Source organism: Streptomyces sp. NPDC003943, from assembly GCF_053605265.1.
This window is the reverse complement of sequence record NZ_JBSGIW010000062.1, coordinates 1-22,913: the sequence shown is the minus strand read 5'-3', so window position 1 is coordinate 22,913 and position 22,913 is coordinate 1. Positions and strand designations below refer to the sequence as shown.

Genomic DNA, 22,913 nt, shown 5'->3' with positions numbered 1-22,913 from the left:
CCTCCCCCGCTGGCCGCTGTTTCCTGAGGTTCATGCTCCGCCCTGCGCCGGGCGGGCGCACGCCGGAGTGGGCCGACCGTGCCCCGGGGGCTGCCGGGCGCGGTCAGCCCGCGGTCTCGCGGGCCGCTGCCTCGATGAGGTCGCAGACCTCGTCCGGGCGGGAGGCGAGGGAGGCGTGGCCGGCGTCCAGTTCGATGATCTTGCGGGCGTTCGTCCGGCGGGCCATTCGGCGCTCCATGTCCGGATGGATCGCACGGTCCTGGGTCGAGACCTGGTACCAGCACGGCTTGGTGCGCCAGGCGGCCGTGGTGACGGCGTCGCCGAAGGTGGAGCCGACCGGGGCCTTCTGGGTGACGGCCATGACCAGGGCCTCGTCGGCGGTGAGGTCCTGGCAGAAGGTCTGGTGGAACTCGTCCTTCTTGATCCAGAGGTAGCCGTCCGAGTCGGGGACGATGCTGCTGAGGCCGGCCGGCGGCACCTCCTGGCTGATCTGGCCGGGGCTCTCGCCCTCGGCCGGCGCGAAGGCGGCGATATAGACGAGGGCGACGACGTTGGGCAGGTCGCCGGCCTCGGTGATGACCGCGCCGCCGTAGGAGTGGCCGACGAGGACGACCGGTCCGTCGATCTGCCTGATCATCTTGCGGGTGCGCTCGGCGTCGTCGGCGAGCGAGGTGAGCGGGTTCTCGACGGCGTGGAGCTTGTCGTAGCCGCGCTTGTGCAGCTCGACGATCACCTTGGACCAGTGGGCGGCGCCGCCCCAGAATCCGTGGACGAGGACGACGGCGGGCTTGTCTGCCATGCGGGGCACCCTTCGGACGGGGGTGGTGGGGGTCGCGGCTCACGCTAGACGGAGGGTGACGGGTCCGCCACCGTCCGTCGCGGCCGTACGGCTTCCGTGTGAGTCCGTCCGCCGCCCGTGCCCCGTACGGCGGCGGCTGCCTGCGTACGGGCGGGGGCGGGCGGACACTGGATGCGGAGGGGGCACGCATCGCATCCGCCCGGTCCGAGGAGGCCCGCCATGACCACCGCCGCACCCAAGGTCAGCACCCTGCCGGCCGAGCACCGGGAACGCCTCATGGCCTACGCGGAGGACGTGTACTTCGAGTCCGGCGACCGGCTCTTCGAGGAGCAGGACCACGCCGACCGGTTCTGGATCGTCAAGACGGGCGCCGTCACCCTGGACGCCAAGGTGCCGGGGCGGGGCCGGCCGGTGATCGAGACGCTGCGGCACGGCGAACTGGTCGGTCTGTCGTGGCTGTTCCCGCCGTATCTGTGCCAGTCCGGCGCGGAGGCGATGACGCCGGTGCGGGCCTACGAGTTCGACGCCACGGCCGTGCGGTCGATGTGCCGCACGGACGCGGAGTTCGGCGCCTCCGTGATGTTCTGGGTGGGCCAGATCCTCGCCCACCGCCTCCATGTGACGCGGGTGCGGCTGCTCGACCTGTACGCGCCGCACGGAAGCGGGATCCTGGCCTGAGTCCGGTCCGGCGGGCCGCTGCTCAGCCGCAGGTGAGGCGGAAGCTGCTGTGGTCGACGGTGACCTCGCCGGGGTCGGGCATGCCGTTGAGGTTGGCGTCCTCGTAGACGAACCGTCGGCGCTCCTTGATGGTGAGCGTGCCGACGGGGGTGCCGTCGGCGGCGTAGATGGTGCGCTCGTCGAGGGTGTCGGTGCTCTCGACGGTGTGGTGCGGCGCGGTGAGGACGATGTTGAATCGGTCGTAGTTCACGTTGCTCCGCACGGTCCGCCCGTCGGGCAGCGTCATGCGGAAGTCGACCGTGTTGAGGCCGGTCACGACCAGGGCGCGGCCGCTGCGGACGACCTTGCCGACGGAGTGCTCGGTGAGGGTGACGGAGCCGACGAGGTCGGCGGGCAGACAGCCTTCCAGCGGCGCGTCGTAGGTCTCGGTGTGGGTCTCGTCGAAGTGGTCCACCACCACCACCTGCCGCGCGTGGGCGGGGGTGGTGGCGACGGCGAGCAGCCCGGTGGCCGCGGCCAGCGCGGCGGCGGGCGGCGCGAGACGGCGCAGGGCCGGAATGAGGGTGGGGGTCATGATGCCGACGCTAGTGAGGCGGTACGGCTCCGGCATCACGGGCGCGACCGGTCGGTGGACGGCGGGCCGGTCCGTGAGGCCGTCAGTGGCCTACGAGTTCGCGCACATGCCAGTCGGACAGGGTTCCGTCCGCGTGGCTGATCTGGCCCCGGCGGGCGAACCCGGCCCGGCGGGCCACGGCGGCCGCCTCGGTGTGGCCGGCCGGGACGAGGATCACGGCCCGGCGGGCGCCCTCCGTACGGGCGTGGTCGCAGGCCAGCCGCACGGCCCGGGTGGCGAAGCCGCGGCCCCGGGCGTCCGGATGGAGGGCGAAGGCCAGGTCGACGTCGCCGGCCGCGAACCCGGCGGTGGCCGGGCGCAGTTCGAGGGTGCCGACCGGCCGTCCGGCCCGGATCGCGAAGGTCAGCGCGGGGCCGTGCGGGCGCCAGCGCTCGGGCAGGTCGTCGGGCCGGGTCGGCGCCGGGTCCACGAGCGACAGGACGACGACGCCGTCGCGGAGCTTCACTTCATCGCGCATCTCAGCGATCTTGTCGTCGATCGGCCTCTGCCACAATCGGTATCCGGTCGGACACGCCGGCGTGGCGAGAGTACGCCGTCACCCGGTCGGCCCGATGCGAGCGGTGCGCCGCACCGGGAGGCACCAGGCTGGGGCCGTGATCGAAGCGGTGTCGTGAGGAATGCGGAGTCGTCGGCAGGGGAAGGCGGCGGACTGTGAACGATGGTCAGGCACGCCCGGGCGTACGGGCGGAAGCGCGGGCGCGGTTCTTCGCGCGGTGCGCGCTGCTCGCCGCCGTGGCGGCGGTCGTGGGTCTGTTCGTGCCGTTCGGCGGCGCCGGTCTGGTGATCCTCATCAGCGGCCTCGCCGCGCTCTGCCTGGGCGCGGCCGGCGTGTGGTGGTTCCTGGCGCACCGCGGGCTGACCCGGATCCTGGGCGCCCTGCTGGCGCTCGGCGCGCCCGCGGCCCTGCTCTACCTCTACATTCACGGCGGTCTGTGGTCGACCGCCATGGTCGCGCTGGCGCTGTGGGCCGTGGCCCTCGCCTGCGCCCGGACGGCGTTGCGGCGTTCCGAGCGCTCGCGCCGGCCGGTGCCCGCGGCGCGCCCCCGGCGGCCGGTGCTCCTGATGAACCCGAAGTCGGGCGACGGCAAGGTCGCACAGTTCGGGCTCGTCGAGAAGGCGGAGCGGCTCGGCGCCAAGGTGGTCGTGCTCGGCCCGGGCCCCGACGGGGAGTTCATGGACGTGGCCGAGCTGGCCCGTACGGCGGTCGCCGAGGGCGCCGACCTCCTCGGGGTGGCGGGCGGCGACGGCACCCAGGCGCTGGTCGCGGCGGTGGCCGCCGAACACGATCTGCCGTTCCTGGTGATCAGCGCCGGCACCCGCAACCACTTCGCGATGGACCTGGGGCTCGACCGCACGGACCCGGCGCGCTGTCTGGACGCGCTGACCGACGGCGAGGAGCTACGGGTCGATCTGGGCGACGTGGCGGGCCGGCCGTTCGTCAACACGGTCTCGTTCGGGGTGTACGCGGATGTCGTGCAGCGCCCGGAGTACCGGGCGGCCAAGGCGGAGACCGCGCTGAACCTGCTGCCCGACCTGCTCGCGGGCGGCGCGGGCCGCCGCCTCGACGCGGCGACCGACCATGCGCGGCTGCCCGGCCAGCAGGCGCTGCTGGTCAGCAACAACCCGTACGACTCCCCCGATCCGCTCGCCGGCGGCGTCCGGCCCCGCCTGGACACCGGCAAGCTCGGCGTGATCGGCGTCCGGGTGGATGGCGCGGCCCAGGCGGCCGCCCTCGCCGTCCGGGGCACGCAGTCCGCCGGTCTGAACGTGCTGACCTCCAGACGGGTGGAGGTCACCGCCGACACCGGGACCATGCCCGTGGCGGTGGACGGCGAGGCCCTGACCTTGCCGACGCCCGTCGTCTGCACCCTGCGCCCGCGCGCGCTGCGGGTCGTCGTGCCCCGCGACCGGCCCGGTTCGCCGTCGGCGACCGAGCCCCTGGACTGGCGCCGGGTCGCTTCCCTGGCCTTCAAACGCGGCAGCCGGACCGGCGCCGGAGGAGAGTCCCGTGACTGAGTCGCCCGTGCCCCCCGTGCCGCCCGTCGCCTCGGAAGCGGATTCGTCCGTGCTCCGGGCGGTGCTCTCCGATCTGCGCGCCATGGACGGCGCCGTGTACGCGGCGGTCGCCGCGACGCCCACCCCGGCCCTGGACCGCGGCCTGCGCCGGCTGTCGAACGCGGCCGACCACTCCAAGATCTCCCTGTCCGTCGCCGCGGCCCTCGCCCTCGCGGGCCGGCGCCCGCGCCGGGCCGCGGTCGTCGGTCTCGGCGCCGTGGCGGTGGCCTCGGCGGCCACGAACCTGCTCGGCAAGCGGCTGGTGCGGCGGTCCCGGCCGGACCGGGAGGCGGCGCGGGTATCGGTGGACCGGCACGTGCGGATGCCTACGTCGGCGTCGTTCCCGTCCGGGCACACGGCCTCGGCCGTCGCCTTCGCCTCGGCCGTGGGGATGGAGCTCCCGGCGGCGGCGCTCCCGCTCGGCATGCTGGCGTGGGCCGTGGGCTACTCGCGCGTGCACACCGGCGTGCACTATCCCGGCGACGTCGCCGCCGGCGCGGTCGTCGGCCTGGCGAGCGCGGCCGCCGCCCTGGCGGTCGTCGACGCGGCGCCGTGGGGTGACCGGCCGCTCGCCCGTTTGCGCAGGTGAGGGCCGCGGCGCTTACCATCGGGAGGTGAACGAGACTCTTCCCCCCTGCCCCGAGTGCTCCGGCACCTTCACCTACGAGATGGGGGCCCTCCTCGTCTGCCCCGAGTGCGGCCACGAGTGGTCCGCGGACGCCGCCGGCGCGTCCGGCGCCGACACCGGTGCCGCGGGCGGCCCCAAGGTCGTCAAGGACTCGGTGGGCAACGTGCTCGCCGACGGCGACACCGTGACCGTGGTCAAGACCCTCAAGGTCAAGGGCAGCCCCACCGGCATCAAGGCCGGCACCAAGGTCCGCAACATCCGCCTGGTCGACGGCGTCGACGGCCACGACATCGACTGCAAGGTCGACGGCTTCGGCCCCATGCAGCTCAAGTCCAGCGTCGTGAAGAAGGCCTGACGCCGGACCGGGGCCGGGACCGTGGACGTGGTGGGACAGGTCGCGGTTCCGGTGACCCTGGCCCTGGTCGTGGCCGTGGCCGTGGCCGTGGCCGGATTCTGACGGTTCCCGGGTCAGCGGGGAACAGATCAGTGCCGTACCGGACTTGGAGGCGGACATGACTTCCGCATCGTTCGATCCCCGCACCCTGCTCGCCGAGAGCCGGCTCGGCGTCCTCGCCACCCTCAAGGCCGACGGGCGCCCGCAGCTGTCGCCCGTGATGCCGTTCTTCGACGAGAAGACCGACACCCTGTACGTGTCGATGACCGAGGGCCGCGCCAAGACCGTCAACCTGCGGCGCGACCCGCGGGCGGCCCTGGAGGTGACCGCCCCGGACGGCTGGTCCTGGGCCACCGCCGAGGGCACGGTGACCCTGACCGGGCCCGGGACCGACCCGCGGGGGCCGGAGGTGGAGGCCCTGGTGGAGTACTACCGGCTGGCCGCCGGCGAGCACCCGGACTGGGACGAGTACCGGGCGGCGATGGTCGCCGACCGGCGGGTCCTCATGCGGATGACGGTCGACCGGGTGTACGGGCAGCGCATCCGCTGAGGTCCCTTGAGAGTCTCGGGGTCCCTTCGGCAGCGGCTCAGCCCTTGCGGACCGGGCCCAGCCGGCCGGCCGGGCGCTCGACCGGTTCGTCGCGGGCCTCGGCCCACAGGGAGCGCACATGGCCGAGGTGGCGCATCATGCACGCCTCGGCCGCCGCGCGGTCGCCGGCGATCATCAGGTCGAGCAGCTCGCGGTGCTCCTCCGCCGAGGAGACCAGCTTGCCCGCCTCGTCGAGCCCGGTGAGCCCGTACAGCCGGGACCGCTTGCGCAGATCGCTCACCGTCTCGACGAGCCGGTCGTTTCCGGCCAGTCCGAGCAGGGTGAGGTGGAAGCGCCGGTCGGCCTCCAGATAGCCGATGAGGTCGTGCTCGCGCGCCTTCGTGACGATCTCGTCGGCGAGCGGGCGCAGCTCCTCCAGCTGTTCGCGGCTCGCGAGTTCGGTGACCCGGCCGACCGTGGGCACCTCGATGAGCATGCGCAGCTCGGTGCACTGGTCGAGCTCGCGCTCGCTCACCTCGGTGATCCGGAAGCCCTTGTTGCGGACGGGCTCGACCAGGCCCTCGCGCGCCAGGTCGAGCATCGCCTCGCGCACGGGGGTGGCCGACACCCCGAGCTCGGCGGCGAGCCCGGGCGCCGAGTAGACGCTGCCCGGCCGGAGTTCACCCGCTATCAGGGCGGCCCGCAGCGCGTGACCGACCTGGTCGCGCAGCCGCTCCTGGGCCTTGATGAGACTGTGCTGCTTCAGGTCACCCACGCTGATCCTCCGATAACTCGCAGAGGCACAGCGTACAATGTCACGTTTCGCCGCCGCCGCCCGCCGCCGCCGAAAGGATCTAGCTCGCCGCGCGGTACAGGGCGACGGCCACCGCGAGATCCTCCCAGGCCATGCCCACGCTCTTGAACAGGCGCGGCGCCTTCGGATCCCGCGGTGCCGCCCGGCCGTCGACCAGATCGGCGAGGGTGCCGGCGATGTGGTCCGGGCCGATCGCGCCCTCGGCCTCCGGTATCAGCAGATCCCCGGCCTCGCGCCGGGCCGCCGCACGCGACTCGACGTACACGGCGGACCGGAGCACGAGCGCCGTGTCGGTCTCGCGGGCGTCCGGCTCGTGCGAGCCGACGGCGACGACCGTCGCGCCGGGCGTCACCAGCCGCCCGTCGAAGAGGGGCGTGCGGGCGGTGGTGCAGCACAGCACGAGGTCCGCGCCGGCCACGTCCTCGACCGTGCCGGTACGGGCCTTCGGCACGCCGAGGTCGCGGGCGTGCAGGGCGAGCCGCTCGGCGCCGCGGCGGGCGCGCTCCGGGTGGCGGGCGACGACCACCGCCTCCGCCACGTCCCGTACCGCGAGGACTGCTTCGAGGTGGGCGTACGCCTGCGGACCGGAGCCGAAGAGCACGAGCTTCAGCTCGCCGTCTGCCGAGGTGAGGTGACGGATCGCCAGGGCGGAGACCGCCGGGGTGCGCAGGGTGGTGAGCGCGGCGCCGTCGATGAGGGCGACCGGGCGCAGGGTCGGGCCGTCGAGGAGGAGGAAGCTGCCGGTGATGCGGGGCAGCCCGAAGGCGGCCGGGTTGTCCGGCGCCACGCCGACGATCTTCACTCCGGCCCAGGACCCGGAGGCCGCGGGCATGAGGAGCAGTTCGCCGGCGGGCACCGGCAGGGTGGTCCGCTGCGGTCCGGCCTCCGGGTCGAGGCCGGCGCGGAGCGCCTCGGCGAGTGCGTCGACCGCCCCGGCCGGGGAAAGGAGACGTCGTACGGCCGGGGCGTCGAGGTGGAGCAGGCCGGCCGTCACAGGCGGAACCCCGTGCCGAGGGCGTCGTTCGGGTCGAGCGTGAACCGGTGCTCGCCCGTGCGGTACGAGCTGCCGGTGACCTCGGTGACCAGGCCGTCCGCCGAGCCGGCCGCGCCGGGGAGGGCCCGGCCGGTGAAGACCGTGCCGACGACGGACTCGTGGGTCAGTTCCCGGCCTTCCTCCAGGGCTCCGTCCTCGGCGAGGAGGGCGAGCCGGGCGGAGGTGCCCGAGCCGCAGGGCGAGCGGTCGATCTGGCCGTCGGCGAAGACGGTGACGTTGCGCTGGCGCGGCCCGGTCGGGGTGTCGGGCAGTTCCTCGTACAGGGTCACCCCGTACACCCCCGAAAGCAGCGGCCCGTCGGGATGCAGGGTCGCGGGGTGGCCCTGCAGAGCGGACCTGATCTCTCCTGCGGCGCGGACGAGTTCGGGCAGTGCGGCCCGGTCCACGGTCAGGCCGAGGGCGCGGGCCGGGAGCGAGGCGTAGCAGGCGCCGGCGTGGGCGAGGTCCACCTCGACGCGGCCGAGGCTCGTGCCGGCCTTCACCCCGCGGCCGGTGACGCGGGCCGGGACGTTGCGGAAGGTGATGCCGGTGGTGCGGCCCCCGGCCCGGTGCACGGTGGCGGTGACCCGGCCGGACGGCACGTCGATGCGGACCTGGGCGTCCCCGTCGTCCGGCGCGGCGACCCGGCCCGAGTCGACCGCCCAGGCGCCGAGGGCGAGGGTGCCGTGACCGCAGGCCGTCGAGTAGCCGTCCTTGTGCCAGAACACCACGCCGAAGTGGGCGCCGTCGTCGTCCGGCGGCACGACGAGTCCGCCGTACATGCCGGAGTGGCCGCGCGGCTCCCGCGCGAGGAGCAGCCGCAGCTCCTCGTGCGGGAGGCCGGGACGCGGGGCGGTGCCGTCGCCGCCGGGGGCGAGCAGGTTGGCGCGGCGTTCGGCGACGGTGTCGCCGGGCGGGGGCGGGAGTGGCGCGTCGGCGGCGGTGAGGTCGACGATCCGGAAGGGTTCGCCGGCGGTGTGGTAGTCGGTGGTCCGCACCTCCGGGGGGTGCACGGTGCTCACAGCAGGAAGCCTCCGGGGAACGGGTCGGTCGGGTCGAGGAAGTACTGGGCGGTGCCGGTGAGCCAGGCGCGTCCGGTGACGGTCGGCACGACGGCGGGCCGGCCGCCGACCGTCGTCTCGCCGACCAGCCGGCCGGTGAACTCGGTGCCGATGAAGCTCTCGTTGACGAAGTCGGTGTGCAGGGGGAGCTCCCCGCGGGCGTGCAGCTGGGCCATCCGGGCGCTGGTGCCCGTACCGCACGGGGAGCGGTCGAACCATCCGGGGTGGATCGCCATCGCGTGCCGCGAGCGGCGCGCGTCGGAGCCGGGGGCGGCCAGGTACACGTGCTTGAGTCCGGCGACGGCCGGGTCCTCCGGGTGCACCGGGCGGTCCGGGCCGGCGTTCACGACGTCCATGAGCGCGAGCCCGGCGGCCAGCAGGTCCTGCTTGCGGGCCCGGTCGAAGGGCAGGCCCAGGGAGTCGAGGTCGACGAAGGCGTAGAAGTTGCCGCCGTACGCCAGGTCGTAGGTGACGGTGCCGTAGCCGGGCACCTCGGCCTTGAGGTCGAGCCCGACGCTGAAGGCGGGCACGTTGGTGAGCGTGACGGCCTTCGCGGCGCCGTCCTCGACCCGGACGTCGACGCTGACCAGGCCGGCCGGGGTGTCGAGCCGGACGGTGGTGACGGGCTCGGTGACGGGCACCATGCCGGTCTCCACGAGGACGGTCGCGACGCCGATCGTGCCGTGGCCGCACATGGGCAGGAGGCCCGACACCTCGATGAACAGCACGCCGTAGTCGGCGTCGGGCCGGGTCGGCGGCTGGAGGATGGCGCCGCTCATGGCGGCGTGGCCGCGCGGCTCGTACATGAGGAGGGTGCGGAGGTGGTCCAGGTGCTCGATGAAGTGGAGCCGCCGCTCGGCCATCGTGGCGCCGGGGATCACCCCGACTCCCCCGGTGATCACCCGGGTCGGCATGCCCTCGGTGTGCGAGTCCACCGCGTGGAAGATGTGACGGGTACGCATGGGTCTCCCCCGGTCGCGTCGGTCGGATCGGTGTCGGGTCGGTGTCGGGTCAGTGGGGTGGGCCGGTGAAGTCGGCCGGCCGACCCGTCGAAGGGGGTCGGCCGGCCGGCCGGTCAGTGGTGGCCGTCGGCCAGGGCCTTCTCGGTCGCCGAGCGCACGGCGGTCTCGGCCGCGCCGGTCAGCGGGTGGCGGGGCGGGCGGGTGACGCCGCCGGTGCGGCCCGCGAGGTCCATCGACAACTTGATGGCCTGCACGAACTCCGTCTTGGAGTCCCAGCGCAGCAGCGGGTGCAGCGACTTGTAGAGCGGCAGCGCGGTGGCCAGGTCCCCGGCGACGGCGGCGCGGTACAGCTCGGCGCAGGAGGTGGGCAGCGCGTTGGGGTATCCGGCGATCCAGCCCACCGCCCCGGCGAGGGCCAGCTCCAGGAGGACGTCGTCGGCACCGATCAACAGGTCGAGCTCGGGGGCGAGTTCGGCGATCTCGTACGCCCTGCGGACGTCGCCGCTGAACTCCTTCACGGCGACGATGTGGCCCGCGGAGTGCAGCTGGGCGAGGAGGGCCGGGGTGAGGTCGACCTTGGTGTCGATCGGGTTGTTGTACGCGACGACCGGGAGGCCGGCCCCGGCGACCTCCGCGTAGTGCGCGAGCACGGCGTTCTCGTCGGCCCGGAAGGCGTTCGGCGGCAGCAGCAGCACCGAGCCCGCGCCCGCCTCGGCGGCCTGCTCGGCCCAGCGCCGGGACTCGGCGCTGCCGTAGGCGGCGACGCCGGGCATGACCCTGGCACCGTCACCGGCCGCCTCGACCGCCGTGCGGACCACGCGGGCGCGCTCCTCGTCGGTGAGGGTCTGGTACTCGCCCAGGGAGCCGTTGGGCACGACGCCGTCGCAGCCGTTCTCGATCAGCCAGCGGACGTGCTCGGCGTAGGCGTCGTAGTCGACGGACAGGTCGTCGCGGAGAGGGAGGGCGGTGGCGACCATGATGCCGCGCCAGGGACGGGTGGTGCTCCAGGTGGGGACGCTCATCAACAACTCCTTTGTAGTGTGTGACATTTTACTGACTGGCGTACGGCGGTCACAAGACCGCGAAGGAGGTGGGTTACGGATGGTCCGCCAAGTGGCGGAGCGGCACCGGGCAGGCGAACGGCCTGCGGTCCGGCGTCGGGCCGCAGCCCGAGAGCGCCGCCACCGCCGGGCCGCACATCCGGCCCTGGCACCAGCCCATGCCCGCGCGGGTGAGGAGTTTGACGGTGCGTGCGTCGTGGGCGCCCAGCTCGTCGACCGCCTCCCGGATCCGGGCCGCCGGCACCTCCTCGCACCGGCACACGTCCGTCGCGTCACTCACCCAGTCCGTCCAGCCCGTGCCCGGGCGGTGCGCGGCGCCCATGGCGTCGGCGAAGGCGCGCAGGCGCGTGCGGCGGCGGCGCAGGGCGTCGCTCTCCTCGGTGCGCCCCGCGACGGAAAGGGCCGCCAGCTCTCCTTCGACCAGCGCCAGTTGCGCGCCGCCGATGCCGCCGGTCTCGCCGGCCGACCAGACGCCCGGCACCGACGTGCGCAGGTCGTCGGTGAGCTCCAGGGAGACCGTGCCGTCCGGGGCCGTGCGGGTCGCGCAGCCGAGGGCCGTGGCGAGGGACAGCTCCGGGACCAGCCCGTGGCCCACCGCCACCGCATCGCACGGGATGCGGCGGCCCGTCCCCGGGACCGGCCGCCACTCCCGGTCGAGCCGGGCGACCGTGACGGCCTCCACCCGGTCGGAGCCGTGCGCCTCGACGACGGCGTGCCGGGTGAGGAGCCGGGTGTGGTGGCGGAGGAGCGCCGAGCCGTAGCGGGCGCCTTCGAGGAGCTTGGCCGGATTGCGGAGAAGGGTGCCGGTGTGGCTCGCGTAGCCGCCGTACGCCGACGCCTCGACGACGGCCGGGACGCGCGCGCCCGCGCTCGCGAGGGACGCGGCGACCGCGAGCAGCAGCGGGCCGCTGCCGGCGACGACGATCCGGCGGCCCGGGAGCACGAGGCCGCTCTTGAGCATGGCCTGCGCGCCGCCGGCGCCGACCACGCCCGGCAAGGTCCATCCGGGGAAGGGAAGCTGACGTTCGTAGGCGCCGGTGGCCAGGAGGACGGCGCGGGCGGTGACGGCCGTCGCGGTGTCCTCGTCCGTGCGCGCGTGGAGGGTCAGGGCGCCGGTGGTCTCGGGAATGACGGACCACACCTGGTGGGACGGCCGGTACGTGATCCGGTGGGCCTTCCGGTGTGCGTCGAGCCGTCGCAGGCGGGAGGTGAACGCCCGCCACTCGTGGTGCAGCGCCTGCGGGCGCGCCGCGCCCAGTTCCGGCGCGGGGTGCCGGTAGAACTGGCCCCCGGGGCGGGCGCCCGCGTCCAGCAGGGCGACCCTGAGGCCGAGGTCGGCGGCCGTGACGGCCGCGGCCAGGCCCGCCGGGCCCGCGCCGACGACGGCGAGGTCGAAGACGGGATCGAAGCCCGAACCGACGGCGGGATCGACGGCGGGGTCAGCGCCGGGTTCAGCAGCCGAGTGCGGCACGGCCGGTTCCCTCCTGGGTGGTGACGGAGTCGCCCGGGCGGGCCGGAACGAGGCAGGCACGCTGGTTGGCGCGGCCGTTGACGGTGACGAGGCAGTCGTAGCACTGGCCGATTCCGCAGAACGCCCCGCGCGGCGCGCCGGTGGTGCGGGTGGCGCGCCAGGAGACGATGCCGGCCGACCAGAGCACGGCGGCGATGGACTGTCCTTCGGCGACGGGGAGTTCACGGCCGTCGAAGCCGATCGTGTACGTGCGGTGCGGGGCGCCGCCCACGAGGTCTCGTGGGGTGGTCACTGGGAGGCTCCTTCGTGGGTGTCGAACGCGCGGTCCGGGCGGAACGGGGCGAGGTCGAGGAGTGGCTCCGCCCCGGTGAGTCCGGCCGCGATCAGCAGTCCCGTCGCCGGCGCCAGGCCGATGCCCGCGCCCTCGTGGCCGCACGCGTGGTGCAGGCCCGGGACCCTGGGGTCGGCGCCGATCGCCGGGAGGTGGTCCGGGAGGTACGGGCGGAAGCCGTGGTAGGTCCGGATGACGTCGACGTCCGCCAGGACCGGGAAGAGGGCGGCCGCCTGGGCCGCGAGGCGGCGCAGGGCCTCGCGGGACGGCGTGCGGTCGAAGCCCACGCGTTCGCGGGTCGCGCCGATCAGGACCGGGCCGGCGGGGGTGCCCTCGACCACCGCCGAGGACTGCAGCGACGCCGACCCGCTGGCGACGTCCGCGATGTAGTCCGCCGCGTACACCTTGTGCCGTACGACGCGGGGAAGCGGCTCCGTCACGAGCACGAAGCCTCGTCGGGGCAGCACCGGGAGGTGGCTGCCCGCGAGGCGGGCGACCTCGCCGCCCCAGGTGCCGGCCGCGTTGACGACGGCGGGCGCGAGCAGTTCGCGGCGCGGGGTGCGGACGCCCCGGACGGCTCCGGCGGGGTCGCGGAGGACCTCCGTGACCTCCTCGCCGAGATACACCGGGATCCGGGCCGCGGCCAGCAGGCGGGCCGCCGCCTTCGCCGGCTGGACCTGGGCGTCCTGGGGATAGTGGAAGGCTCCCGCCTGGTCCTCGGCCAGGTTCGGCTCGAGGTCGGGGAGTTGCCGCGACTCGATCTCGGTCGCGGTGACACCCGCGGTCCGCTGGCCCTCCGCGAAGGTGCGCAGCGCCTTCAGGGTGGTCTCGTCGGGCGCCACGACGAGACCACCCTTCGGCTCGTACTCGATGTCCGGCGGGAGTGCGTCGGACAGTTCGCGCCAGAGTCTCGTGGACAGCAGCGCGAGGTCGAGCTCGGGGCCCGCCTCCTTGTCGGAGACGAGCAGGTTTCCTTCCCCGGCACCCGTGGTGCCGCCCGCGACGGGACCGCGGTCGACGACGGCGACGGAGAGGCCGGAGCGGGCCGCGTAGTACGCGCAGGCGGCTCCGACGACGCCGGCACCGATGATCACGGCGTCCAGGGAGTGTCTCTTGGGCACGGCAGTAATATGTCACATTCTTTTGACGGTGCCCAGGCCCTCCCGGGCCTGGGCAGGAACATGAGGGGCGGTCAGCTGCGGAGCGGGCCCTCGCAGCGGTAGCTCGACGTGCCGGCGGCGTGGTTGGACCAGATCTCGACCGGTCCGAAGCTGCAGTTCATGTCGGCCAGATTGTTCAGGCGGGACTCCGCGGCGCGGTCGAGGATGAAGTAGTCGACCGTCTCGGACATGTCCTTGAAGTTCTGGTCGTCGCTGCTCCAGTTCGTCAGGTTCGCGGTGATCCGTCCGGTGCAGATGAAGCGCCGCTTGGCGGTGTCGCCGTTCTCGACGCAGTCCGGGTTGCTGTACGTGGCCCCGGCGAAGGCGGTCCGCACCCCCGCCACCGTGGAGTAGGTGAGCTGCTCGTTCGGCGTGAACGTGGTGTTCGGCACGTAGAGGCGGTCGACCTGGGCGATCTGCGCGTCCAGGAAGCGGTCGTAGGTGGCCTGCAGGTTGGCGTCGGCGCCCATGCGGTCGCGCCAGGCGTCGAAGCCGGCGACGTCGTTCGCGCGGATGTGGGTGTACATCTCGCGCAGCAGGCCCGGGCGTTCGGTCCACAGGAACTCGAAGAACGTGCCCGCGTAGTTGTAGAAGCGGAAGCCGTCGCCGTCGTAGGTGGCGTGCAGCAGCTGGCGCACGTTCATGCGCGGGCTGCCGCCGGCGGTGTCGTTGATGATGCCGCGGACCAGCGACTTGCGGACGGCGATGCCGTTGTCGCGGGTGGCGCCGTCGAAGAACTCGGCCGTGCCCTCGTCCATGGCGGTGGTGCGGTCGCCCTGGTACCAGGGGCCCTCGCCGAAGAAGCCCGGGACCGCCCAGCGGCCGTTGAGGTAGTGGGTGTACTCGTGCCGGAAGAGCTCTTCGAGGGTGAGGCTGGAGTCCTGCGGGACGCGCCGCTGGTACGTGTAGAAGGTGGCGCCGTTCTCGATGTAGATGCCGCCGTTGTTGGTGGAGTAGCCGGTGAGCAGCGGGTGGTAGACCTCGTAGTCGGCGCGGGAGGCGTAGAGCACGATGTTGAGGGTGCTGTTGGGGTCGCCGGCCAGCGGCTGGTCGGTGCCGAGCACCCGGTGGAACTGCGCCTTGACCTGCTTGCTCGCGTAGTAGAGCTGGTCGACGGTGGCCCGGTCGAGGGCGGTGCGGACCTTGATGCCGCCGTTGTCGTACGAGTACGTGTTGGGGAAGAGGCGCTTCTCGATGTCGGCCTTGCAGACGTTGTACGGCGCGCAGGCGCCGTAGAAGTCGAGCCAGGTGACGACCTTGGCCCACGGCTCGCTGCCGTAGCCGAAGTTGGACTCGACGGTGCCGAGCAGGCCGCCGAGGTCCGCGGCGACGCCGTCCTTGAGCCCGTCGATCTGGCCGAAGCGGCCGTACTCGGAGAGCGCGTCGCGCACCACCCAGGCGTTGGCCGTGCCCTTGAGGTGGGTGTAGCCGGCGAACGCCTTGAACGTGGCCCGGTAGGCGGGGTCGGCCTTCACCGCGGCCTGGAAGGCGGCGTCCTGGTTGCCCGGGTAGACGCCCAGGTAGTTGACCGAGAGCGCGGCGAGGGCGGCGCCGCCCCAGGCGGCGTCCTGGTTGGTGGCGGTGTGCGCGGCGTCCATGGTGGCGAGCACCTTGACGATGGTGCCGAGCTGGTACTGGCGCAGGCCGGGGGCGCTGCCGGCGTAGAGGGCCTCGCGCAGGGTGCGGGCGTTGGTCGCGGTGACGTCGAAGGTGTGGGCGGCGCCGGCGAAGTCGGCGATGGCGCGGCGCATGGCGTCGACGGTCGGCGCGTCGGTGATGTCGATCTCGGAGCGCGAGTAGTCGTGGTAGGCGACCGCGTGGAGGTACGTGAACATCTCCTCCAGGTGGGTGGTGTTGCGGCCGTCGTGGCTCGCGGCGAGCGCGGATATGCGGTGCGAGACGGCCTGCACGTGGGCGTCGGACATGACGGGTGCGAGGCGGGCGTCCCAGGTCCAGATGAGGGTGCGGAGACAGCCGTCGGCGGTGACGGCGGGGTCGGCCAGGAAGTCCGCGAACTGCTCGGGTGACAGGCCGGTGATGCCGTCGAGGGTGCAGGGGACGCCGGTGGCGAGCGTCGCGGGGGCCTGTGCGGTGCGCTGCCTGGTCGTGGTGGCCTGCGACTTGGCGGGGCCGGGGACGCGGGGCTTGGCGTTCGTGCCGCCGGGGGCGGGGGCCGGAGCGGGCTTGGCCGGGGTGGCGGTGGCGAGGTGGTCGACCTCGTCGAAGGGGTTGCCGGCGGTCGGCGCCATGGGCGCGAAGGTGGCGGGCGCCTGGGCCTGGGTGGGGGCGGGGCGCTCGGTGGCCTGGGCCGTGGCCTGGGCGGCGGAGGCGACGAGGGTCGTCGCTATGGCGGTGGCGAGCAGGGATCTACGCACGGTTCTGGGTCTCCTCGTGGGGGATTGCGCGCGGTCGACTCCCTTGACTCGTACGGGAGTTGACGGCATGTGAGCCGTCGGCGCACGAGGAGTAAAATAGTAATGTGAAATTGTACTGACAAGGGTTGTGCGCCGATCAGTTCCGCGACCGGTCCCTGGCGGGTGGCTCCGGCCGGGCTCCCCGGCGGTGCCGCGCTCCCCCCGGATGACGGGTCGACCGGGCCACGGACGGTTAACCTGACCGCGCCTGACCGCGACCCGAGGAGGATGCATGGCACGCATGCCGTCGGCCGAACGACGCCGTCAGCTGGTCGAGGCCGCCGTCCGGGTCATGGCCAGGGACGGGGTGGGGCGGGCCACGACCCGGGCGATCTGCGCCGAGGCCGGGGTGTCCCTGAGCGTGTTCCACTACTGCTTCGACTCCAAGCAGGCGCTTCTGGAGGCGGCGATCGAGTCGATCACCGGGAGCTACGTGACCCGGGTGATGTCCGCGGTCGAGCCGAAGGGGACGCTGCGGGAGACGGTGCGGGCGGCGCTCGGGTCGTACTGGGAGCACGTGGCGGCGCATCCGGCCGAGCACATGCTGACGTACGAGCTCACCCAGTACGCGCTGCGCGAGGCCGGTTTCGAGCATCTGGCGCGGGCGCAGTACGCGCAGTACGTGGCGTCCGCGACGACGCTGGTGGAACAGGTGTGCGCGGCGCGCGGGGTGGTGCCGAAGGGGTCGGTGGAGCTGCTCGCCCGACTGCTCGCGGCGGTGATCGACGGGCTGACGCTGCAGTACCTGGTGCTGGGCGACGAGCGGGCGGCCGAGGCGCTGCTCGACACGACGGCCGACCAGTTCGTCGCCCTCATAGAGGGCTGAGCGCCGGCCGGCCATGCGGCCGTGGCGTACGCCGGGCGTGCGCCCGGCAGCCCGCCGACGGTCGCTCCCGTCCGCTGACGATCCATCAACAGGTCATTTGACCCGGACCCTTGACTCACTCGGCGATCGCCGCGATCCTCGGCCCGAGCCGCCTGTTACCCACAGAAACACCACAGGCGGCTCGCAGCCCGGTATCCCCCCGACCGAAGGCATCGCTGACCATGATTCGACCATCACGACGCGGGGCGGGCGGCCGGTTCGCCCTGGTGTCCCTCTTCATCGCCCTGGCCACCGTCGTCTTCGGCGCGGGGCCGGTCCCCGCCGCCGACACCGGTGGCAACTGGTGGGAGCCGACCGCCCGGCCGGCCCCCGACTCGCAGATCAACGTCACGGGCGCCCCCTTCCAGGGGACCGACGCCCAGGGCAAGGTGCGCGGCTTCGTCGACGCGCACAACCACCTGATGTCCAACGAGGGCTTCGGCGGCCGCATGATCTGCGGCGCGACCTTCTCCGAGGCCGGCGTCGCCGACGCGCTCAAGGACTGTCCGGAGCACTACCCGGACGGCTCCGGCGCGCTCTTCGAGCATCTGACCGGCGGCGACAACGGCAAGCACGACCCGGTCGGCTGGCCCACCTTCAAGGACTGGCCCGCTCCTGACTCGATGAGCCACCAGCAGAACTACTACGCCTGGGTCGAGCGGGCCTGGCGCGGCGGGCAGCGGGTCCTGGTCAACGACCTGGTGACCAACGGCCTGATCTGCTCCCTGCTGCCGCGCGACCGCGGCTGCAACGAGATGGACGCCATCCGGCTCGAAGCCCGCAAGAGCTACGAACTGCAGGACTTCGTCGACAAGATGTACGGCGGCCCGGGCAAGGGCTGGTTCCGCATCGTGACCGACTCCGCGCAGGCCCGCTCGGTGATCGAGCAGGGCAAGCTCGCGGTCGTCCTGGGCGTGGAGACCTCGGAGCCGTTCGGCTGCAAGATGATCCTGGACGTCCCGCAGTGCTCGCAGGCCGACATCGACAAGGGTCTGGACGAGCTGTACGGGCTCGGCGTGCGCAGCATGTTCCTGTGCCACAAGTTCGACAACGCGCTGTGCGGTGTGCGCTTCGACAGCGGCACGACCGGTGTCGCCGTGAACATCGGCCAGTTCCTGTCCACCGGCACCTTCTGGGCCACCGAGAAGTGCGCGGGCCCGCAGCACGACAACCCGATCGGCCTGGCCGCGCCGGCCGCGGCGGCGGAGCTGCTGCCGGCCGGGGTGAGCGTCCCGTCGTACGCCTCCGACGCCCAGTGCAACAAGCGGGGGCTGACCAGGCTCGGCGAGTACGCCCTGAAGGGCATGATGCAGCGCGGCATGATGCTGGAGCTCGACCACATGGGCGTCAAGGCGGCGAGCCGGGCGCTGGACATCCTGGAGGCCGAGGAGTACCCGGGCGTCATCTCCAGCCACAGCTGGATGGACCTGGACTGGACGGACCGGGTGTACCGGCTCGGCGGTTTCGTCGCCCAGTACATGGGCAGCGCCCAGGGCTTCGTCGGCGAGGCAGGGCAGAAGGCCGACCTGCGCAGGAAGTACGGGGTCGGGCTCGGTTACGGCACCGACATGAACGGCGTCGGCGCCCATCCGGGCCCGGTCGGCGCGGACGCCCCGAACGCGGTGAAGTACCCGTTCCGCAGCGCCGACGGCGGCTCGGTCCTGGACCGGCAGGTCACCGGTGAGCGGACCTGGGACATCAACACCGACGGCGCCGCGCACAACGGGCTCGTACCGGACTGGATCGAGCAGATCCGGCTCACCCCGGGCGGCCCGGGCGTCGTGGACGAGCTGTCCCGGGGCGCCGAGTCGTACCTGACCACCTGGAAGAAGACCGAGAAGCACGAGATGGGCGTCAACCTCGCGTCGGGCCAGCCCACTTCGGCCTCCACGACCGAGTGGTGGAACCCGTTCGTGAACTACTCCCCCGGCCGTGCCGTGGACGGCGACACCGGCAGCCGCTGGGCCAGCGAGTGGAACGACGACCAGTGGTGGCAGGTGGACCTGGGCACGGAGCGCCGGGTCGGCCGGGTCACCCTGGACTGGGAGACGGCGTACGGGCGGGCGTACCGGATCGAGCTGTCGGACGACGGCGCGAACTGGCGGACCGCCTGGTCCACCGACTCCGGCGACGGCGGCTACGACACGGCCGAGTTCGCCTCGCAGCCGGCCCGCTACGTCCGGATCCACGGCGAGCACCGGGGCACCGGCTGGGGCTACTCGCTGTACGAGGTGAAGGTCACCCGCTCCTGATCCGCTGAGCGCGTGCGCGAAGGAGGGGCCTGCCGGACGCCGTCCGGCAGGCCCCTTCGTCGTGTGCGGGCGGGTACGGGCGCGGGGACGCGGTCAGCCGGCCGCGGGGCCGGTCCAGTCGGCCGGTACGCGGGCGAGGCGGACCCGCTGGGGGTGGTCGCCGACGTCCACGGTGGCCACCCGCTGTCCGGTGGCGAAGTCGATCGCGGTCACCCGGTCGGCGCCGCTCTCGGAGATGACGCAGTCCCTGCCGTCGCCGCTGACCGTCGCCCAGTAGGGCTTGTCCGCCGGGACCAGCGGGCCCTCCTGGAGGGTGGCGCGGTCGACGACGGTCGCGTAGTCGTCCATCGTCCCGGCGACGCACAGCTTGCCGCCGTCCGGGCTGATCGAGAGCCCGTGGTGGCGCGAGTCGTTGACCCAGGTGGTGCGGTCGGGGTCGGTGGCCGGGTTGCCGGGGAGGGTCTTCAGGCGGGTGATGCGGTCGGTGGCGAGGTCGTACTCGAGGAAGCCGTTGAAGAAGGAGACCTGGAAGTAGATCCTCTTCTCGTCGGGGGTGAAGACGAGGGGCCGCACGGCGTCGGAGAGGTCGCCGCGCCCGAAGGCGTCGAGCCGCTCGCGCATGTCGATGACCCGTACGGTCCGGAAGGTGGCCGCGTCGACCACGGTGATCTTCCGGTCGCCCTTGGTCCAGTCGAGCCAGGGGGCGTCGAGGGCGGTGGTGACCTCGCCGATGGACATGTTCCACAGCAGGCCGTCGGAGGTGAAGACGTTCTCGTGCGGCTTGTCGCCGGTCTTGAAGGAGCCGAGCTGGCGGCCGGTGACGATGTCGAGGACGTGGACGGTGTTCGCGGTGGAGGCGGAGACGGCGACGCGGGTGCCGTCGGGCGAGACGGCCATGTGGTCGGAGCGGTAACCGGCGACCGGGAAGCGCCAGTTGATGCGGCCGGTGCGCAGGTCGATCGAGACGACGTCGGCGAAGCTGGGCCGGGACACGACCATGGCGGTGCCGTCGGGCGTGGCGTACATGTCGTCGACGAACTGGTCGTGCCCCTCGCCCGGTCCGTTGCGGACGCCGAGGAAGAAGCCCAGCCGGATCGGGTCGAGGTAGATCTCGCGCAGCCGCTCCTCCCGGTCGGGGATCACGTTCAGCCGGCCGATGCGGCGGAACTCGCCCCGGGATTCGATGACATCGGCGGTGCCGTCCCAGTTGTTGCCGACGAACATCACCTCGCGCAGTCCGCCGCCGGCGTCCGTGGCGACGGGCTGGACGAGAGGCCGGGCGGCGGCCGGTGTGCCGCCGAGCGCGGCGACGACGGCGATTCCGGCGGCGAGGGCTGCGCCGAGGCGCAGGCGGGGAGAGGGCATGGGGTTCCTTCTTCCGGCTCCTGACGAGGGCTTACCCGAGGTAACCATGGACATGCCACACCGACAAGCCCCTGGCGCTCCCCTGTCCCGCACCGCCCGGCTCCACGGGCACAGCTTCCGCACGCCGCCTTCACACCGTCCGCAAAACGGCTGGTAGAGGCCCTGTCGGCGGGTGTCCGCTGAGGCACAATGCGTGAACGACCGCGATTTCTGGGGGAACGGTGCACAAGGCGAGCGGGGCGATACGACAATTAGGCGGGGCGATACGACGGCTGAGGGTGCTGCGGCCCGGGAACGAGGTCGGATCGGGCCTCCAGCGCGCGCAGTCCTTCATGATCCTCACCACCCTCCTCTACCGGGCCAGCCATCTCACGGTCGGCGTCCTCGCCGTCGCCCAGCGCCGTGACGGCCACCCCGTGCAGTACCTGTGCCTCGCGGCGGCGCTCGCGCTCAGCCTGCTCGTGTACGGGGCGGCGCTGCGGCGCGGCTGGTTCGAGCCGCGGCTCGTGTGGGCCGACGTGCTGGTCACCGGATGCGCGCTGCCGTACGCCCTGTACGGGTGGGGCGGGGTCCGGGAGACCCCGACGATCGGCTGGGCGATGCTGCTCGGCGGCTCGGCGAGCGGCCTCGCCGCCATCGTCCTCGCACGGCGGCAGGCCCTCACCGCGATCGCGCTGCTCGTCGTCACCCATCTGCTGGGCTACCACCTGGTGGGCGCGAGCCGCGCGGTCCTCGGCGGACACCTCAACTCGCTGCTCTCGTCGGCGGTGATAACCGCGATCATGTGGTGGTACCTGCGCCGCCAGGGGCGGCTGCTCGACGAGGCCAACGCCCGCGCACTCGCCGCGGAGCACCAGAAGGCGCGGTACGCCGAACGCCTCGACCACCACCGGGCGCTGCACGACACCGTGCTCGCCACCCTGACCACGCTCGCGGGCGGCGGCATCGACGCCAACGCGCCCGAGATCAGGGAGCGCTGCGGCCGCGAGGCCGCCTATCTGCGCCGGCTCATCCAGCAGACCGCCGACGAGGTCAGCCACCCGGAGCTGGGCGCCGCCCTGGAGGACGCCGTCCGCTCCGCGGAGAGCCTGCGGCTGCGGGTCACCGCCCAGTACCACGAACTGCCGCCGGTGCCGCCCGAGGTGGCCGCCGCCTTCGCCGACGCCGCGCGCGAGGCGCTCAACAACGTACGGCGCCACGCGGGCACCGGCCACGCCTATCTCACCGCGGCCGGCAGCGGCGACCGCGGGCTCCTCGTCACCGTGGTCGACCGGGGTCCCGGCTTCGACCCCGAGGACTACGTGCCGGGCTTCGGCCTGCGCGGCTCGGTGCACTCGCGGATGGCCGAGGTCGGCGGCCGCGCCGTCGTCGACACGGCGCCCGGCGAGGGCGTACGGGTGGAGCTGAGGTGGCCCGCGTGATCGACGTCGCCGTCGTCGACGACGACCGGATGCTCCTCGACGGCATGCGGTCCTGGCTCGGCCGGGTGCCGGAACTGCGGCTCGTGGCGACCGCCGCGAGCGTCGGCGGCCTCCTCGACCAGACCGCCACGGCGCCGCCCGACGTCGTGCTGCTCGACCTGCTCCTGCGCGACGGCTCCGAGCCCGCCGACAACATCCGGCGGCTGCTGGGCGGCGGCAGCCGGGTGCTGGTGATCAGCACCGTCCCCGACCGGACCCGGGTCATCGAGGCGCTGCGGGCGGGCGCCGACGGCTATCTGACGAAGGACAACGACCTGCCGACGCTGGTCGCCGCGATCAAGGACATCGTGGCCGGTCACGGCGCCCACTCCCCCGAACTCGCCTTCGCCTGCGCGCACGACACCAGCCCGGCCCGGCCCAGGCTCTCGCCGCGCGAACGGGAGATCCTGCTCGACTACGCGTCCGGCATGACCCTCAAGTCCGCCGCCCGCCGGGCCGGCATCACCGTCCACACGGCGAAGGACTACCTCGACCGGGTCAAGGCCAAGTACCAGCAGGCCGGGCGCCCCGCCTACACCAAGATCGACCTGGCCTGCCGGGTGCGCGAGGACAGCCTCGACGGGGGCTGACGCCGGCCGGCCGACCCGCAAGCCCCCCAAACGGACGGCTGCAGGGGGCAGGGGCCCGCTCCGTATCGTCGTCCACGGCGACCGCGCGGCGGCACCCCCAGCCTCCCCGCGCGGCGCCGCCATCTTCGACGCCGGCCGCCCGGCGCCTCCTCTTCCCCCCACCACTGGAGAGGCAGATGACCCAGCCGTACGCCTGTACCACCCCGGTCCGCGTGCCCCCTCCCGTCGGGGGGCGGGAGGAACTCGTGGGCCGGGGTTCCGAGTCGGGGCACATCGCCGCTCTTCTCGCGGCCGCCCGCGCGGGGCGCGGCGGAGCGCTCGTCGTCACCGGCGAGCCGGGCAGCGGCAAGACCCGAC

Annotated in this window: 23 protein-coding genes; 10 read left to right on the top strand and 13 right to left on the bottom strand. The window is 73.4% G+C overall.

What is annotated here, in order from left to right; translation table 11 throughout:
* Positions 1–103 precede the first annotated feature (103 nt).
* A complete protein-coding gene (locus ACWEV0_RS23995) occupies positions 104–799 on the bottom strand; it encodes an alpha/beta hydrolase (RefSeq protein WP_453151475.1) in 696 nt (231 codons plus the stop codon).
* A 219-nt stretch (positions 800–1,018) separates the two neighbouring features.
* Here ACWEV0_RS23995 and ACWEV0_RS23990 point away from each other — a divergent pair, with 219 nt between their 5' ends.
* On the top strand, positions 1,019–1,477 hold the full coding sequence (locus ACWEV0_RS23990; RefSeq protein WP_453151474.1) for a cyclic nucleotide-binding domain-containing protein: 459 nt from the start codon (positions 1,019–1,021) through the stop codon (positions 1,475–1,477).
* 22 nt (positions 1,478–1,499) lie between these two features.
* On the opposite strand, the gene ACWEV0_RS23985 is transcribed toward ACWEV0_RS23990, so the two are convergent.
* Positions 1,500–2,051: a hypothetical protein gene (locus ACWEV0_RS23985; protein WP_453151473.1), complete on the bottom strand. Its 552-nt coding sequence runs from the start codon at positions 2,049–2,051 to the stop codon at positions 1,500–1,502.
* An 82-nt stretch (positions 2,052–2,133) separates the two neighbouring features.
* Positions 2,134–2,568, bottom strand: coding sequence for a GNAT family N-acetyltransferase (locus tag ACWEV0_RS23980; protein ID WP_453151472.1), 435 nt, complete (start codon positions 2,566–2,568; stop codon positions 2,134–2,136).
* A gap of 194 nt (positions 2,569–2,762) precedes the next feature.
* On the opposite strand from ACWEV0_RS23980, the gene ACWEV0_RS23975 reads away from it, so the two are divergent.
* The 4 genes from ACWEV0_RS23975 (at position 2,763) to ACWEV0_RS23960 (ending at position 5,738) form a co-directional block, all read left to right on the top strand.
* Positions 2,763–4,127 (top strand): diacylglycerol/lipid kinase family protein, encoded by a 1,365-nt coding sequence (locus ACWEV0_RS23975; protein ID WP_453151471.1) that lies wholly within the window; start codon positions 2,763–2,765, stop codon positions 4,125–4,127.
* An 82-nt stretch (positions 4,128–4,209) separates the two neighbouring features.
* Positions 4,210–4,755: a phosphatase PAP2 family protein gene (locus ACWEV0_RS23970; protein ID WP_453151500.1), complete on the top strand. Its 546-nt coding sequence runs from the start codon at positions 4,210–4,212 to the stop codon at positions 4,753–4,755.
* Between the two features lie 25 nt (positions 4,756–4,780).
* Entirely contained in the window at positions 4,781–5,149 is a 369-nt protein-coding gene (locus ACWEV0_RS23965; RefSeq protein WP_453151470.1) for a zinc ribbon domain-containing protein YjdM, read from the top strand.
* Between the two features lie 157 nt (positions 5,150–5,306).
* Positions 5,307–5,738, top strand: coding sequence for a PPOX class F420-dependent oxidoreductase (locus tag ACWEV0_RS23960; RefSeq protein WP_453151469.1), 432 nt, complete (start codon positions 5,307–5,309; stop codon positions 5,736–5,738).
* Between the two features lie 37 nt (positions 5,739–5,775).
* Here ACWEV0_RS23960 and ACWEV0_RS23955 read toward each other — a convergent pair whose 3' ends face one another.
* The 9 genes from ACWEV0_RS23955 to ACWEV0_RS23915 form a co-directional block, all read right to left on the bottom strand.
* Positions 5,776–6,492 (bottom strand): GntR family transcriptional regulator, encoded by a 717-nt coding sequence (locus ACWEV0_RS23955; RefSeq protein ID WP_453151468.1) that lies wholly within the window; start codon positions 6,490–6,492, stop codon positions 5,776–5,778.
* Between the two features lie 79 nt (positions 6,493–6,571).
* On the bottom strand, positions 6,572–7,525 hold the full coding sequence (locus tag ACWEV0_RS23950; RefSeq protein ID WP_453151467.1) for an ornithine cyclodeaminase family protein: 954 nt from the start codon (positions 7,523–7,525) through the stop codon (positions 6,572–6,574).
* The gene (locus tag ACWEV0_RS23945) at positions 7,522–8,586 is read right to left on the bottom strand and encodes a proline racemase family protein (protein ID WP_453151466.1); all 1,065 of its coding nucleotides are present in this window, start codon (positions 8,584–8,586) and stop codon (positions 7,522–7,524) included. The genes ACWEV0_RS23950 and ACWEV0_RS23945 overlap by 4 nt, the downstream gene beginning before the upstream one ends.
* Positions 8,583–9,587 (bottom strand): proline racemase family protein, encoded by a 1,005-nt coding sequence (locus tag ACWEV0_RS23940; protein WP_453151465.1) that lies wholly within the window; start codon positions 9,585–9,587, stop codon positions 8,583–8,585. The genes ACWEV0_RS23945 and ACWEV0_RS23940 overlap by 4 nt, the downstream gene beginning before the upstream one ends.
* A 113-nt stretch (positions 9,588–9,700) precedes the next feature.
* The gene (locus tag ACWEV0_RS23935) at positions 9,701–10,609 is read right to left on the bottom strand and encodes a dihydrodipicolinate synthase family protein (RefSeq protein ID WP_453151464.1); all 909 of its coding nucleotides are present in this window, start codon (positions 10,607–10,609) and stop codon (positions 9,701–9,703) included.
* A 73-nt stretch (positions 10,610–10,682) separates the two neighbouring features.
* Complete coding sequence (locus ACWEV0_RS23930) at positions 10,683–12,119, bottom strand: FAD/NAD(P)-dependent oxidoreductase (RefSeq protein WP_453151463.1); 1,437 nt, start codon at positions 12,117–12,119, stop codon at positions 10,683–10,685.
* On the bottom strand, positions 12,100–12,411 hold the full coding sequence (locus ACWEV0_RS23925; RefSeq protein WP_453151462.1) for a (2Fe-2S)-binding protein: 312 nt from the start codon (positions 12,409–12,411) through the stop codon (positions 12,100–12,102). Before ACWEV0_RS23925 ends, ACWEV0_RS23930 begins: the two co-directional genes overlap by 20 nt.
* Positions 12,408–13,571, bottom strand: a complete 1,164-nt coding sequence (locus tag ACWEV0_RS23920) for an NAD(P)/FAD-dependent oxidoreductase (RefSeq protein WP_453151460.1) — start codon at positions 13,569–13,571, stop codon at positions 12,408–12,410. The genes ACWEV0_RS23925 and ACWEV0_RS23920 overlap by 4 nt, the downstream gene beginning before the upstream one ends.
* Before the next feature lie 71 nt (positions 13,572–13,642).
* Complete coding sequence (locus ACWEV0_RS23915; RefSeq protein ID WP_453151459.1) at positions 13,643–15,985, bottom strand: collagenase; 2,343 nt, start codon at positions 15,983–15,985, stop codon at positions 13,643–13,645.
* Between the two features lie 271 nt (positions 15,986–16,256).
* Here ACWEV0_RS23915 and ACWEV0_RS23910 point away from each other — a divergent pair, with 271 nt between their 5' ends.
* Both ACWEV0_RS23910 and ACWEV0_RS23905 read left to right on the top strand, forming a co-directional pair.
* Complete coding sequence (locus ACWEV0_RS23910; RefSeq protein ID WP_453151458.1) at positions 16,257–16,850, top strand: TetR/AcrR family transcriptional regulator; 594 nt, start codon at positions 16,257–16,259, stop codon at positions 16,848–16,850.
* A 221-nt stretch (positions 16,851–17,071) separates the two neighbouring features.
* The gene (locus tag ACWEV0_RS23905; protein ID WP_453151457.1) at positions 17,072–19,141 is read left to right on the top strand and encodes a galactose-binding domain-containing protein; all 2,070 of its coding nucleotides are present in this window, start codon (positions 17,072–17,074) and stop codon (positions 19,139–19,141) included.
* A 93-nt stretch (positions 19,142–19,234) separates the two neighbouring features.
* On the opposite strand, the gene ACWEV0_RS23900 is transcribed toward ACWEV0_RS23905, so the two are convergent.
* Complete coding sequence (locus tag ACWEV0_RS23900; RefSeq protein ID WP_453151456.1) at positions 19,235–20,506, bottom strand: YncE family protein; 1,272 nt, start codon at positions 20,504–20,506, stop codon at positions 19,235–19,237.
* Between the two features lie 278 nt (positions 20,507–20,784).
* Between ACWEV0_RS23900 and ACWEV0_RS23895 the strand changes: the two genes are divergently transcribed.
* The 3 genes from ACWEV0_RS23895 to ACWEV0_RS23885 all read left to right on the top strand — a co-directional run.
* On the top strand, positions 20,785–21,927 hold the full coding sequence (locus ACWEV0_RS23895) for an ATP-binding protein (RefSeq protein ID WP_453151455.1): 1,143 nt from the start codon (positions 20,785–20,787) through the stop codon (positions 21,925–21,927).
* Positions 21,924–22,556, top strand: a complete 633-nt coding sequence (locus ACWEV0_RS23890) for a response regulator (RefSeq protein ID WP_453151454.1) — start codon at positions 21,924–21,926, stop codon at positions 22,554–22,556. Before ACWEV0_RS23895 ends, ACWEV0_RS23890 begins: the two co-directional genes overlap by 4 nt.
* Before the next feature lie 176 nt (positions 22,557–22,732).
* Positions 22,733–22,913, top strand: a 181-nt coding sequence (locus tag ACWEV0_RS23885) for an AAA family ATPase (protein WP_453151453.1), incomplete at its 3' end; no start/stop codon positions are given.

Coding starts and splice junctions, on each gene's coding strand:
- ACWEV0_RS23995 (WP_453151475.1), bottom strand. CDS start 799: ATGGCAGACAAGCCCGCCGTCGTCCTCGTCCACGGATTCTGGGGCGGC.
- ACWEV0_RS23990 (WP_453151474.1), top strand. CDS start 1,019: ATGACCACCGCCGCACCCAAGGTCAGCACCCTGCCGGCCGAGCACCGG.
- ACWEV0_RS23985 (WP_453151473.1), bottom strand. CDS start 2,051: ATGACCCCCACCCTCATTCCGGCCCTGCGCCGTCTCGCGCCGCCCGCC.
- ACWEV0_RS23980 (WP_453151472.1), bottom strand. CDS start 2,568: ATGCGCGATGAAGTGAAGCTCCGCGACGGCGTCGTCGTCCTGTCGCTC.
- ACWEV0_RS23970 (WP_453151500.1), top strand. CDS start 4,210: ATGGACGGCGCCGTGTACGCGGCGGTCGCCGCGACGCCCACCCCGGCC.
- ACWEV0_RS23960 (WP_453151469.1), top strand. CDS start 5,307: ATGACTTCCGCATCGTTCGATCCCCGCACCCTGCTCGCCGAGAGCCGG.
- ACWEV0_RS23940 (WP_453151465.1), bottom strand. CDS start 9,587: ATGCGTACCCGTCACATCTTCCACGCGGTGGACTCGCACACCGAGGGC.
- ACWEV0_RS23935 (WP_453151464.1), bottom strand. CDS start 10,609: ATGAGCGTCCCCACCTGGAGCACCACCCGTCCCTGGCGCGGCATCATG.
- ACWEV0_RS23910 (WP_453151458.1), top strand. CDS start 16,257: ATGGCACGCATGCCGTCGGCCGAACGACGCCGTCAGCTGGTCGAGGCC.
- ACWEV0_RS23905 (WP_453151457.1), top strand. CDS start 17,072: ATGATTCGACCATCACGACGCGGGGCGGGCGGCCGGTTCGCCCTGGTG.
- ACWEV0_RS23900 (WP_453151456.1), bottom strand. CDS start 20,506: ATGCCCTCTCCCCGCCTGCGCCTCGGCGCAGCCCTCGCCGCCGGAATC.